This is a genomic window from Streptomyces sp. NPDC048461, from assembly GCF_055587105.1.
In genome coordinates, this window is record NZ_JBVJGW010000060.1 from 1 (window position 1) to 11,884 (window position 11,884).

The following is an 11,884-nucleotide window of genomic DNA, read 5'->3' on the forward strand; positions in this document are numbered from 1 at the left end:
CTCCCGCGCGTCGTCCACGCCCTCGAAGCCCCGGTAGTGCAGCTCGTACAGCAGGTACAGGGCCAGCTGCAGATCCTCACCCCACGGATCCGCCTCCCGTACGGATGGCCCGTCGTACGCGGGCGCCCGGCCCGTACGCAGGGATTCCACCACGGCGTCCGAGAGCGCGCCGCGACCGGGCACGAGGCCGGGCCCGGCGGTTGCCGCGGCGGTGGGCACGGTGCTGGTCGACGAGTCGGAGGGGGTCATCGCGAGCCCCCGTCCCCGCGGCCGCCCTCAGGACGCGCGGCGCGCTCCCGGGTGCGGTGGCTGGTGTCGCACCAGGGGTACGTACGGCTGCGGCGGCAGGTGCACACGGCCACCGTGAAGCGGTCCGAGCGGGCGACGGTCCCGTCGTCGAGCAGGATCTCGACGGGGCCCTCGACCAGGACCGGTCCGGACGGGTCCACGGAAACGCGGCGGGCCGCGCGACACCCGGTCGCGGAGCCGTCGGAGCCGCCGGAAGCGGCGTCGGAGACGTCGGCGGTGCGGTCAGAGGTGCTGGGCACGGATGATCACCAGTTCCTCCCATTCGGTGCCCTCGTCCGCCAGGCCGCGGCTCTGGAGCCAGGCCCGGCGCGAACGCAGTACCGGCCCCCAGGGCACGGTGGCGCGGACCGTCACCTGCGCGGTCAGCCCCCCGTCCTCCAGTCGGCCGACGGTTTCCTCGGCCCCGCACATTCCGGAGTGCACCATCAGCAGGACACCTCCTGGACGGAGCAGCGCGGGGGCGCCGGCGCAGATGCGGTCGATGACGTGGCGCCCGTCGGAGCCCGCGTCCCAGGCCCGCTGCGGGCCGTGCGAGGGCACGGCGGGCTCGGGGGAGGGGACGTACGGGGGGTTCGTCAGGAGCATGTCGAAGCGTCGGCCCCGTGTGCGGTCGGCGAAATCACCGTGCAGCACGTGCAGGGGCAGCCTCCTGCGGAGCCCGTTCAGACGCGCGGTGGTCACGGCCCGCCAGGACACGTCGACGGCCGTGACACGAGCTCCCCGGGCGGCCGCGGTCAAGGCGAGGGCGCCCGTCCCGGTGCCGATCTCCAGCAGCTCCGTCGAGGGGCCGAGCTCTTCCCGGGCCAAGGCTTGGGCGAGGAGCCGGGTGTCGGCCTGCGGGCGGTACACACCGGGCAGCGAGATGATCGACTGTGAGGTCGTTCCCTTGGTCAGGGCCGTACTGGACATCGGTCACCTCCGGTTTCGGGCGCCACCGGAAGAGTGGTTTCCCGGGGGCCTCGGCACAGGGCGGCTACCCGCCCGGAGGCCGTCCACTCGCCGAAGGTGATCCGTAACCGGTCGACTACCCGCCGCTCGTCGTGAGTCCGTCGTCCGGGGAGCCCCGACGTGCTCCGGAGCGGCGCGAGCCGGTCCCCGCCGGTGCGGCGGGGACCGGCTCCCCACGGTCGCTCAGGATCGCGAGACGGCCGTGCAGCCCTCCTGGGAGGCATCCTCGATGGTCTTGCTCCGGTCGTACGGGTCCACCGGTGTCCCGGAGGGCGTCGTGCCGGTCGCGGGGTCCTCGGTGAAGGCGGGGTGCAGGAACCCGTCGTGCTTGTCGCAGGAGCTGTTCGCTATGTCCCGCTGGTAGGCGACGAGCCAGAGCTTGCCCGCGGTCGCCGTCCACTTGCGCGGGTCGGCGATCGAGAAGGTCGCCTCCCGGCGCACGATGGTCCGCTCGACCTGCTCGGACCCGCTCTGCGCCTTCGTGAACGGGTAGACGAAGGAGTAGTCGACCCGGACGTTGGCCTGCCCCGGCCCCTCGCCGGGCTCGACCCACATGCGTCCGCGGACCTTGACGACGTCTCCCACGAGCTTCAGCTCGGCCGGGTCGTACCGGCTGAACAGGTCCAGCGGGTTCTGGTCGAGGCCGGGCTGCGCGAAGGCGGCCGCCACCTGGTCCTTGGTCGTCTTGTCCTTCGGATCCATCAGGGCCAGTGCCGCCGCGGGGCGTTCCCCGCGCAGGGTGGCCGGGTCCAGGTTGGCCGCGACCAGGAACTGCTTGGCCTTGGCCAGGGCGTCCGCCACCTGCTCCTTGGTCATGCCGCCGGTCGCCGCGGCCTCCGGCACCTCGATCCCGGCGGCGCCGTCGGCCCACTGGAGCGCCGGCGAGCCCCGGAACGGGTGCGTCAGCGTCGGCTGGTCCGGGTACAGCTCCGCCGGCGCCGCGGACGGACGGGCGGACTCCGCGGCCAACGGGGCAGCCGCGGCGGCCTCCTGCCGGTCCTCGGCCTTCCCCGTGATCCGGTCGATCAGCAGCTCCGGCCGCAACGCCACCAGAGCGAGAGCGCCGATGAACACGACGGCCGCGGTCGCCTTCAGCCGCCGCTTTCCCCGGCCCCGGCCCTCCATCTCCTGCCATGCGGGCCCGGTCCGCCAGCCGGGCGGATCACCCGCGCCCGCCCTCGGCGCGCGCCGGAAGAGCCCCCGGCCGGCCTGCGCCCGCTCCGCCTCCTCGCGCCGCAGCCGCTCCGTCACCATCCTTGCCCGCGCGGACGGTTCCCCGGGGGCGTCCCCGCCGCCCTCGCCCGCCTGCGCGCTGAACCGCGCCCACTCCTCGTCGGAGACGCCCGGTCTGCCGTCGTCGTTCTGTCCCATGCTCCCCACCCGTTCCGTACCGGTGCGGCCCTTTCAGCAGGCCACACGGTGCGGAGCTTCTCACAGGCCGCCGACAGGGCGGGCGACGGGGCGCCCGTACGCCTTCCGCGGACCGGTCGTTGTCCGGGCGGGCCGCGCGGCGGGTCCCGCACGCCGGGAGTGCGGGACGGTAATCACCGCCGCCCGGACGGGACGAGGAACGCGCGCAGGTCCACGACTTCGTAACCCTCGGCCTCGGCGGCGTCGATGATCCGGGGCAGTGCCCGGGCGTCGAGAACGACGCCGTCGCCGGTGCTGCCGACGTGCATCTGCAGGATCGCCCCGGGGGTGAACGCGTCGACGGCCCGCTGCACCACCGTGTCGACGCTCATGCCGCCCTTCGGGCCGAGGTAGCCGTTCGTGTCGGCGGTGAACTCGATCGCCGCATAACCGAGGTCGTTGACGTCCGCGACGGAGTCCTCGGTCGTGGAGCTGTACGGGAAACGGAAGAACGGCAGCGGCTCGGCCCCCGACGCGGTCCGGATCGCCGCGTCGGCGCGGCGTACTTCGGCCGCCCGCTCCTCCGTGTCGAGGTCGTCGAAGAAGGGGTGGCTGTGGGAGTGGTTGCCGAGACCGTGCGACGCGGCGGCGACCGCGCGCACCGCCCCGGGGTGGGCCGCGGCGAACAGGCCGGTGGGGAAGAACGTGGCGGGGAGGCGGCGGCGCCGCAGCTCCTCCAGCACGGTGTCGATCCCGCTCTCGTCCCAGGCTGCGTTGAAGGTCAGCGCCAGTACCCTCCGCGACGTGGGCAGCCGGCGGATCTCACCGCCCATCAGGGACGCCGGCGGCCGCGGACCGGCGGGGCGCGCGGCCGGCCCGGGGGCCGCCGCGGCCCCGGACCAGGGGGCCGTCCCCGCGGTCAGCCCCGCGGCCAGTGCCGCCGCCATCGCGGCGCGTCGTCCCAGGTGCACCTTCGCCACTCCCTCCGTACCGCGGTGCGTCCGCGGCCGTCAGGACCATGCGAGCAGCCCCGACGGCTCCCGGCATCCGCTGCGGGCACCCGGGTGATCACGTGCCGGGTGCCGCTCGGACCGGTGGGCGCGCCGGAGCGTCCGGGCTGTCAGCCGGTGCCTTCGGTCGAGGGCTCGGGGCGGGGGCGGGCGCGGAGGTGGGCCCGTTCGCCCTGGGTGCCGAACAGGCTGAGGAACTCGACCGGTTCGGCGTCGCAAGCGCCGAACCAGTGCGGCACCCGGGTGTCGAACTCGGCGGCTTCGCCCGGTGCGAGCACCAGGTCCTTGTCCCCGAGCACGAGCCGCAGCCGCCCGTTGAGGACGTACAGCCACTCGTAGCCCTCGTGGGTCTTGGCCTCCGGCACCCGGCGGCGGCTGCCGGCCGGGATCACGAGCTTGTACGCCTGGATGCCGCCGGCCCGGCGGGTCAGGGGCACCATCGTCATGCCGTGGCGGCTGACCGGGCGCAGGTGGATGCGGGGATCGCCGGTGGGCGGGGCGCCGACGAGTTCGTCGAGGGTGACCCCGTACGCCCGGGCCAGGGGGAGCAGCAGTTCGAGGTTGGGCCGGCGGGTACCGGACTCCAGCCGGGACAGGGTGCTCACCGAGATGCCCGTCGTCACCGACAGGTCGGCCAGCGTCGTCTCGCGCTGTCGGCGCAGGGCGCGCAGTCGTGGTCCGACCGCGTCGAGCGCTTGGTCGATGTCGTCATCCATACGAGCAGATTGCCATATCGGCAACGGGCCTTGCCGGGTCCGAGCACCCGCGGAACCGCCCGGCGGCGCGCCGGCTGCCGGCCGCCCGGGGCCGAACTGGACAAGTCCTCACCGGTCAGACGACGATGCAGCCTGATGAGTGCCGCGGGCAGTGCCGGGGGGCGGACCGCAAGACACACCTCGTTCCTCCGCGTGCGTGCCGTGCGTCCCCGCGCTTCCACGGAGGAAAACCGAGATGAGCTACGGCAGCCCGAACAACCCCTACGGCGAGCAGCCCCAGGCCCCGCAGGGCCAGCCCGGCTACGGGTATCCGCCCCAGACCCCGCCCGGCTACGGGTATCCGCCCCAGACCCCGCCCGGCTACGGGTATCCGCCCCAGACCCCGCCCGGCGGCTACGCCTATCCGCCCCAGCAGGGCTACCCCGGCGGGCCGGCCGGATACCCGGGGGCGCACATGGAGATGCCCGGCGGCGCGAAGGCCGCCCGTGTCATCCTCTTCATCCTCGGCAGCCTGCAGGCGCTGCTGGGCCTGGTCGTCATCCTGGGCGGTGCGCTCTTCGCGTCCGCGCTCATGGGGTCGTCGAGCTCGTCGGCGGAAGACCTGGGGGCCGTCGCCGGCGGCGTGCTCGTGATCGCGGGCATCCTCTGCATCGGCTTTGCCCTGTGGCCGTTCCTGACGGCCGTGAAGATGGGCAAGGGCCGGTCGGGCGTGCGCATCTCCGGCATCATCTACGGCTCGTTCCAGGCCTTCTTCGGTGGCCTCAGCGTGATCGTCAACCTCACCTCGCTCAGCTCCGACAGCCACGCGATGGTCGGAGCCGGCATCTTCTCCCTGGTGACGGCGCTGATCTCGCTCGGCCTCGGCGTCTGGGTCATCGCGGGCCTCGCCAAGGCAGGCGACTACTTCCGGCGCCCGAGGTTCTGAACCCCGTACGCTGCCGGCGAAGGCCGCGTCCCGCACCCCTGCGGAACGCGGCCTTCTTCGTACCGGCGAGGAGGGTGAAATGGCTGGTCACCGGAGCCCCGGCCGGTTTAGGGTCACCGGATGACCTTGGAATGGGAACAGGTAATCGTCCACTCGGTGGATCCGGCGGCCCTGGGGCAGTGGTGGGCCGACGCCCTCGGATGGGTCGTGGTCTACACCTCCGACGACGAGTTCGAGATCCGGCCGGAACCGGATCGCCTGCCGGGACTGGACTTCGTCCGGGTCGAGGAGAACACGAAGGCCAAGAGCCGGCTGCACCTCGACTTCCGGCCCGACGACCGGGACGCCGAGGTGGCGCGCCTGCTGGCGCACGGCGCCCGGCGCGCCGACATCGGCCAGGGCGAGCAGTCGTGGGTCGTCCTGGAGGACCCCGAAGGCAACGAGTTCTGCATCCTCGGCCCGCGGAGCCAGTAGGGCCCGCGCCCCGGCGGGGGTGACCGTCGCCGTCAAGTCGCCTCCGCCGCGGCCCGATTGCTCCCGCACTGAGCGGCCGGCCGGCCATGCCGGCGCCCGCCGGGGACGTGCGGGGCAAGCGGGTCCCGGACGTCGGATGCGGCGCCGGCCACGACGCCGCAGACTGCTCGGCCGGCGCGCCGCGCACGTCGTCGGAGTGGACGGCGGCAGTGAGCGCCTGCTGCGCGCCGCAGGGCATCGACTCGGGGACGGTGCCCCGCTGCACCACCACGACCGGGTGGAGCCGGGGGCCGTCAGGCTCCGCTGCCCGTGACGGGCCGCACGGCCGCCGTCGCGTCCGCGAGTTCCGCCGCCGCGCTCGCGAGGAGCATGTCCAGCGCCGTCGGATAGGCGCTGGCCGTCATGCGCGCGGCCAGCAGCCCGGCCGTCGCCGCGATGTGCGGATAGGCCCCCTCCGGCAGCCGGGCGTACGTCGACTCCCACATGGCCTCGTCGGCCTCCCGTGAGGCGTCGGCCAGGGCCAGGGCGCCGGCATCCAGCGCCGCGAACGCGAGGCTCTGGTCGACGAAGGCGTGGAAGATCCGCACCGCGTCGGGGTCGGCGAACCCGGCCGTCCGCAGCACCCCGAGGATCGCCTCGTCCGCCGCGATCTCCCGCGGCAGCCCCGTCACACGGCTGGCGGTCAGCACCGCCGCCTGCGGGTGGGCGAGGTACGCGCCGTGGATGCGCAGCCCCAGCTCCCGCAGGTCACCGCGCCACGTCCCGGTCGGCGACCACCCCGAGAGCGCCCGGCCGATCAGCTCCTCGCCGATGGCGAGCGTGAGGTCGTCCATCCCCGAGAAGTACCGGTACAGGGTGCTCGGATCCGCCCCCAGCGCCGTGCCGAGCCGGCGCGCGGACAGACCGGCACTGCCGTGTTCGCGCAGCATCCGCAGGGCCGTCTCCACGATCAGCCGCTCCGACAGGACCGTGCCCTGCCGGGTGGGACGGCGCCGCCGCCGCGCCTCCTCGGGGACCACCTTCTTCGCCATGGCCGTACCGCCTCCGTCCCGCGTCGCCCGCGCGCCACGCGCCCGTGAGCCTTATGCCAACACCATTGACCTTAATCTCACGGTCCGGGTTTCATCACCTTCCAGGGGAGCGCACCTCTCATTCGACTCATTCAAGTCATTCAAGTTATTCGACTCATTCCGATGAAGGGTTCCTGTCATGCGTGTACTGCTCGTCGGCGCCGGAGGCGTCGGGACGGCGATCACCCGGATCGCGGCCCGCCGTGACTTCTTCGACCAGTTCGTCGTCGCCGACTACGACCTGTCCCGGGCCGAGGCCGCCGTCGCCGCGCTGGACGACCCGTCCGGCCGGTTCAGCGCCTGCCGCGTCGACGCGTCGGACGAGGCCGCCGTGACCGCGCTGCTCGCCGAGCGGCGGTGCGACGTTCTGATGAACGCCACCGACCCGCGGTTCGTGATGCCGCTCTTCCGGGCGGCCCTGGCCGCCGGCGCGCACTACCTGGACATGGCGATGTCCCTGTCGCGCCCGCATCCCAGCAGGCCGTACGGCGAGTGCGGGGTCAAACTCGGCGACGAGCAGTTCGAACGGGCCGGGGAGTGGGAGCGGTCCGGCCGGCTCGCGCTCGTCGGCATGGGGGTGGAGCCCGGCCTGTCGGACGTGTTCGCCCGCTACGCCGCCGAGGAGCTCTTCGACGAGATCGAGGAGATCGGCGTGCGCGACGGGGCGAACCTGACCGTCGAGGGCTACGACTTCGCCCCGTCCTTCAACATCTGGACCACCATCGAGGAGTGCCTCAACCCGCCGGTGGTCTACGAAGCGGACCGCGGCTGGTTCACGACGGAGCCCTTCAGCGAACCGGAGGTCTTCGACTTCCCCGAGGGAATCGGCCCGGTCGAGTGCGTGAACATCGAGCACGAGGAAGTGCTGCTGATCCCGCGCTGGGTCGACGCCCGCCGGGTCACCTTCAAGTACGGCCTCGGCGACGACTTCATCGGCAAGCTCAAGACCCTGCACGCCCTGGGCCTGGACGCGACGGCCCCGGTGACGGTCCCCGGCGAGGCGGGACCCGTCCGGGTCTCCCCCCGCGACGTGGTCGCGGCCTGCCTGCCGGACCCGGCGACGCTGGGGGACCGGATGACCGGCAAGACCTGCGCCGGAACCTGGGTCAGGGGCGTCAAGGACGGCGTGCCGCGCGAGGTGTACCTCTACCACGTCGTCGACAACCAGTGGTCCATGAAGGAGTACGGCTCCCAGGCCGTGGTCTGGCAGACCGCGATCAACCCGGTGGTGGCGCTCGAACTGATCGCCACCGGCGTCTGGTCCGACTCGGGCGTCCTGGGTCCCGAGGCCTTCGCGCCCCGGCCCTTCCTCGACCTGCTCACCGCGTACGGCTCGCCGTGGGCCCTGCGCGACCAGAGCTGACGGGAGGACCGGACGACGGGACGGGGCCCCGGCGCGCCGGAGCACAGGGCGGGCCGAGGCGTGCGGGGAGTGCGGGCCCCGCGCGAGCATGCCTCCGCACGCCCCGGTCCGCGGCGTTGCCCGGGGCCCGGGCACGGGGATGAATGGGTCCGTCCGGTGGTTCGGGCGGCTTGCCCGTGACACGTGGGGGCGGGGTTGGGAACGTCGACGGAGAGCGCCGATGTGATAGTCGTGGGCGGTGGGGCCGTGGGACTCGCCTCGGCCTGGGAAGCGGCCCGCAGGGGCCGTTCGGTGCTGGTGCTGGAACGATTCTTCATCGGGCACGGCCGGGGCAGCTCGGCGGGTCTCGAACGGCAGTGGCGGATCCAGTACAGCGAGGAGCGGTGGTCGCGGCTCGCGCTGGAGACGCTCCCGCTGTGGCGGGCCGTCGAGTCCTTCGCCGGGCGCCGGCTGGTCCACCCGACCGGGAGCCTGTGGTTCGGACGTACCGGCGTGGCGACCAGCGAGGGCGAACTGCGGGCCGCCGCCTCCGTCCTGGACCGGCTGGACGTGCGCTACGACTGGCTCTCCGCGCCCGAGATCGAGGCACGGTTCGGGTTCGCCCGGCTGCCCGCCGACCACGAGGGCTTCCACCAGGCCGACGGCGGAGTCATCGACGTCGAGGGGACCCTCCGCGCGCTCCGGTACCTCGGCGCGCGGGCGGGCGTACGCGTGCGCGAGAACGAACGGGTGCTTGCGGTGGAACCGGACGGCGCCGGCGTGACGGTCCGCACCGACGCCGCGGTGCACCGCGCGGACACCGTCATCGTCAACGCGGGCGCCTACACCGGCGAACTCCTCGACCGGCTGGGCTGCCCGGTCGACCTGCACGTCTTCCGCATGAGCTCCGGCTACTTCACCCCGCGGGCCGAAACGTTCGACCTGCCGACCTGGTACGTCTTCCTCCCGCCCGACGCCTCCGGCGCGAACCGCTCCTTCTACGGGTTCGGCCGCAACCCCTGGACCGGGGACGCCCTGCTGCGGGCCGCGCCGGACACCGAGGTGCCGGTCACCGCGCCGGACCCCGCGGCGCCGCACCCGCCGAATGCCGCGGACCTGGAGCGGACCGTCGCGTGGGTGCGCGTCCACCTGCCCGGCCTGGTACCCGAGATCACCGGACGGAGCACCTGCCTGGCGTCCCTGCCCGCCGACCCGTCCCGGCAGTTCCTCATCGGGTCCCTCGCGGGACGGATACCCGACGGTGAGCGCGTGGTGGTGCAGGCCGGCGGCTGGGCGTTCAAGTTCGTACCGGCCTTCGGGAGGATCTGCGCGGACCTCGCCCTCGACGGCCGTACCCGCCGCCTCGACGGACCGGCGGTGCTGCGGTGAACGGGCCGGCGGCCGCTCCGGACCCCGACGGGGCGGCCGTACACACGAAGAGGTTCCGCGGCGCCGGGGGCCGCACGCTCCACGTGGCGCTCGCACCCGGCGCACACGGCCCGCCCCTGCCCGCGAACGGCGGCCTGCGCGTCGTGGCGGGCGCCTTCCCCCACGGGGGTCCGCGCCGCCTCAGCCGCAGGCTCGCCGAGGAGATGCTCCTCAAACACCGGATCCACCGCACCGGGTTCACCGGCGCCAAGATGGTGCTGACCGGCGGCGACGCGGTCGACGACGAACTGCTGGCCTGGATCGCGGCCGTGCTCGACCTGTACGCGGGCACCCTGTACACCGGCGCCGACATGGGCGTGACGGCCTCCCACATGGAACGGCTGTCCCGCATGACGCCGTACGTCCTCAACGCCGTCGGCAGCGCAGTGGAGCCGCAGACCGCGACGGCCTTCGGGGTGCTGGGCGCCGTCGAGGCCTGGGCCCGCGGACCGGTCGCGGGACTCCGGGTGCTGGTCCACGGAGCCGGCAAGGTCGGCGCGGTCCTCGCCGCGGAACTGGCCGCGGCGGGAGCCTCGGTACTGGTCCACGACAGGGACCCGGCCGCGGAGAACGTTCCCGGATGCCGCCCCGTGCGCGACTGGCCCGGCGCGGAGGTGGACGTCTTCCTGCCGTGCTCGGTGAGCGACCTCATCGACACCGCACTCGCGGGGAGGCTGCGCTGCGCGGCCGTGATCGGATCGGCGAACGCCGTCCTCGCCGACGAGGAGGCCACGCTCCGTGTCCTGGCGGAACGGGGCATCGACTACCTCCCCACGCCGCTCGTCAACGCCGGAGCGGTCATCGCCGATTCGATCGAGCACTACGCGCCGGAGGCGTTCCGCGCGGCGGATCCCGCCGACGTGTACGCCTTCGTCAGGTCGACGGTGGGGGAGTCGGCGGCGCGCCTGCTGAACGCGGCTCCGGGACACCCGCCGGCAACGGCCCTCCGGCCGGACCCGCCGCCGGACCCGGGGGAGTTCTGCGGTCTGCGGTTCGCCGCGCCCGGCCGCCCCGAGCAGCACGTGCCGGGCGGGGAGGGTCTCGCGGTCGCGGGCGGCTGACCTCGGGCGGCGCGGACACGGGGCCCGCAGCCGCCCCGCGCGCTGTGGGCGGCCGGCGCCCCTTCCCGCGCCCCGGCCGGGCGCCGGACGGTGCGGCCGGCGCCCCCGGTACCGTGGGGACGGTTCGCGCTGTCGACGGTGCCACCGGGTTCCCGGTCAGCGCGCCTACGGGAGGGATGCCTCGATGTCCGAATCCACAGCCGGGGGACCGGAGCAGCGCGACGACACCGCGCATGCGAACGTGGTCGAGCCGATCCTGGACCTCGACCTGCAGATGCTGATCAGCATGCTGGACGGCGACGAGACCGGCCAGTCCCACTTCGGGGTCTCGCTGAACATCCCCGGCGGCCTCCTCTACGGCCAGGCGATCAGCCGCAGGGCGTACGAGGAGGAGTGGGAGCAGAGCCTGCGCGACGGCGGTCCGGGGTCGGAGGCGCTCGCCGCCGTCCCCCGCCTCGTCCGGGAGACCGTACGCGAGGAACTCGGATCCCGTACCCCGGGTCTGCTGCCCCGCTGGGTGCACCTGCGGGAGGCCACGTTCCTCACGGGCGCGGCCAACCAGACGATGCGCTACGCGCTGTGGCGCGGCCGCCTAGCCGACGTCGCCGGGTGGTCCCTCTCCCTCCCGTCGTAGCCGCGCTGGAGCCGGGCTGGAGCCGCCCTGATGGGATGCGGGGGCGCACGGTAGGCTCCCCCGCCCGGGCCCGCACGCCCGCCGGCTGCATGGGAGAGGATCACACGTGACCGTCGCTGAGGACAGGCTGGACGTACTCCGGGCCGAGATCGAGCGCCGCAATCCGGCGCAGCCCGAGTTCCACCAAGCCGTACGGGAGGTGCTGGACACCCTCGCCCCCGTGCTCGCCGCGCGCCCCGAGTACGCGGAGGCCGCGGTCCTCGAACGGCTCCTGGAACCCGAGCGTCAGATCGTCTTCCGGGTTCCGTGGACGGATGACCGGGGTCGGGTTCACGTCAATCGTGGTTTCCGGGTGGAGTTCAACAGTGCGCTGGGTCCGTACAAGGGGGGTCTGCGTTTTCATCCGTCGGTGGACATCGGTGTGGTGAAGTTCCTCGGTTTCGAGCAGGTGTTCAAGAATGCGCTGACGGGGTTGGGCATCGGTGGGGGCAAGGGGGGCAGTGACTTCGATCCGCGCGGGAAGTCGGATGCGGAGGTGATGCGGTTCTGTCAGTCGTTCATGACGGAGCTGTACCGGCACATCGGGGAGCACACGGATGTGCCGGCGGGTGACATCG

The 11,884-nt window shown here is 73.5% G+C and carries 13 protein-coding genes and 1 pseudogene; 7 read left to right on the plus strand and 7 right to left on the minus strand.

Annotation, left to right across the window (positions count from 1 at the left end; genetic code table 11):
• The 6 genes and pseudogenes from ACZ6S8_RS39200 to ACZ6S8_RS39225 form a co-directional block, all read right to left on the minus strand.
• A pseudogene (locus ACZ6S8_RS39200) lies at window positions 1–249 on the minus strand (iron-containing redox enzyme family protein); the annotation flags it as partial.
• Window positions 246–548: a CDGSH iron-sulfur domain-containing protein gene (locus ACZ6S8_RS39205; RefSeq protein WP_469463150.1), complete on the minus strand. Its 303-nt coding sequence runs from the start codon at window positions 546–548 to the stop codon at window positions 246–248. The pseudogene ACZ6S8_RS39200 and the gene ACZ6S8_RS39205, both read right to left, overlap by 4 nt.
• Window positions 532–1,218 carry a HemK2/MTQ2 family protein methyltransferase gene (locus ACZ6S8_RS39210; RefSeq protein WP_469463153.1) on the minus strand — a complete coding sequence of 229 codons (687 nt, stop codon included), beginning with the start codon at window positions 1,216–1,218 and terminating at the stop codon, window positions 532–534. Before ACZ6S8_RS39210 ends, ACZ6S8_RS39205 begins: the two co-directional genes overlap by 17 nt.
• Before the next feature lie 222 nt (window positions 1,219–1,440).
• A complete protein-coding gene (locus ACZ6S8_RS39215; protein WP_469463154.1) occupies window positions 1,441–2,628 on the minus strand; it encodes a hypothetical protein in 1,188 nt (395 codons plus the stop codon).
• 173 nt (window positions 2,629–2,801) lie between these two features.
• Entirely contained in the window at window positions 2,802–3,578 is a 777-nt protein-coding gene (locus ACZ6S8_RS39220) for a polysaccharide deacetylase family protein (protein WP_469463155.1), read from the minus strand.
• Window positions 3,579–3,727: 149 nt separating this feature from the next.
• Window positions 3,728–4,333, minus strand: a complete 606-nt coding sequence (locus tag ACZ6S8_RS39225) for a helix-turn-helix domain-containing protein (RefSeq protein ID WP_469463156.1) — start codon at window positions 4,331–4,333, stop codon at window positions 3,728–3,730.
• A 235-nt stretch (window positions 4,334–4,568) separates the two neighbouring features.
• Between ACZ6S8_RS39225 and ACZ6S8_RS39230 the strand changes: the two genes are divergently transcribed.
• Both ACZ6S8_RS39230 and ACZ6S8_RS39235 read left to right on the plus strand, forming a co-directional pair.
• Window positions 4,569–5,258 carry a hypothetical protein gene (locus ACZ6S8_RS39230; protein WP_469463158.1) on the plus strand — a complete coding sequence of 230 codons (690 nt, stop codon included), beginning with the start codon at window positions 4,569–4,571 and terminating at the stop codon, window positions 5,256–5,258.
• A gap of 120 nt (window positions 5,259–5,378) precedes the next feature.
• Window positions 5,379–5,732: a VOC family protein gene (locus tag ACZ6S8_RS39235; protein ID WP_469463159.1), complete on the plus strand. Its 354-nt coding sequence runs from the start codon at window positions 5,379–5,381 to the stop codon at window positions 5,730–5,732.
• A 293-nt stretch (window positions 5,733–6,025) separates the two neighbouring features.
• On the opposite strand, the gene ACZ6S8_RS39240 is transcribed toward ACZ6S8_RS39235, so the two are convergent.
• The gene (locus tag ACZ6S8_RS39240; RefSeq protein ID WP_469463160.1) at window positions 6,026–6,763 is read right to left on the minus strand and encodes a TetR/AcrR family transcriptional regulator; all 738 of its coding nucleotides are present in this window, start codon (window positions 6,761–6,763) and stop codon (window positions 6,026–6,028) included.
• 178 nt (window positions 6,764–6,941) lie between these two features.
• On the opposite strand from ACZ6S8_RS39240, the gene ACZ6S8_RS39245 reads away from it, so the two are divergent.
• The 5 genes from ACZ6S8_RS39245 to ACZ6S8_RS39265 form a co-directional block, all read left to right on the plus strand.
• Complete coding sequence (locus ACZ6S8_RS39245; protein ID WP_469463162.1) at window positions 6,942–8,165, plus strand: saccharopine dehydrogenase family protein; 1,224 nt, start codon at window positions 6,942–6,944, stop codon at window positions 8,163–8,165.
• A 231-nt stretch (window positions 8,166–8,396) separates the two neighbouring features.
• The gene (locus tag ACZ6S8_RS39250; protein WP_469463168.1) at window positions 8,397–9,533 is read left to right on the plus strand and encodes an FAD-dependent oxidoreductase; all 1,137 of its coding nucleotides are present in this window, start codon (window positions 8,397–8,399) and stop codon (window positions 9,531–9,533) included.
• Window positions 9,530–10,633 (plus strand): Rossmann-fold NAD(P)-binding domain-containing protein, encoded by a 1,104-nt coding sequence (locus ACZ6S8_RS39255; protein WP_469463164.1) that lies wholly within the window; start codon window positions 9,530–9,532, stop codon window positions 10,631–10,633. Before ACZ6S8_RS39250 ends, ACZ6S8_RS39255 begins: the two co-directional genes overlap by 4 nt.
• Before the next feature lie 184 nt (window positions 10,634–10,817).
• Window positions 10,818–11,267: a hypothetical protein gene (locus ACZ6S8_RS39260; protein ID WP_469463165.1), complete on the plus strand. Its 450-nt coding sequence runs from the start codon at window positions 10,818–10,820 to the stop codon at window positions 11,265–11,267.
• A gap of 106 nt (window positions 11,268–11,373) precedes the next feature.
• Window positions 11,374–11,884: Glu/Leu/Phe/Val dehydrogenase dimerization domain-containing protein (locus ACZ6S8_RS39265; protein WP_469463167.1), on the plus strand; the 511-nt coding region annotated here is incomplete at its 3' end.

Excerpts from the sequence above, each read along its gene's own strand:
- ACZ6S8_RS39230 (WP_469463158.1), top strand. The coding sequence starts at position 4,569 with ATGAGCTACGGCAGCCCGAACAACCCCTACGGCGAGCAGCCCCAGGCC.
- ACZ6S8_RS39260 (WP_469463165.1), top strand. The coding sequence starts at position 10,818 with ATGTCCGAATCCACAGCCGGGGGACCGGAGCAGCGCGACGACACCGCG.
- ACZ6S8_RS39225 (WP_469463156.1), bottom strand. The coding sequence starts at position 4,333 with ATGGATGACGACATCGACCAAGCGCTCGACGCGGTCGGACCACGACTG.
- ACZ6S8_RS39215 (WP_469463154.1), bottom strand. The coding sequence starts at position 2,628 with ATGGGACAGAACGACGACGGCAGACCGGGCGTCTCCGACGAGGAGTGG.
- ACZ6S8_RS39210 (WP_469463153.1), bottom strand. The coding sequence starts at position 1,218 with ATGTCCAGTACGGCCCTGACCAAGGGAACGACCTCACAGTCGATCATC.
- ACZ6S8_RS39235 (WP_469463159.1), top strand. The coding sequence starts at position 5,379 with ATGACCTTGGAATGGGAACAGGTAATCGTCCACTCGGTGGATCCGGCG.
- ACZ6S8_RS39245 (WP_469463162.1), top strand. The coding sequence starts at position 6,942 with ATGCGTGTACTGCTCGTCGGCGCCGGAGGCGTCGGGACGGCGATCACC.
- ACZ6S8_RS39240 (WP_469463160.1), bottom strand. The coding sequence starts at position 6,763 with ATGGCGAAGAAGGTGGTCCCCGAGGAGGCGCGGCGGCGGCGCCGTCCC.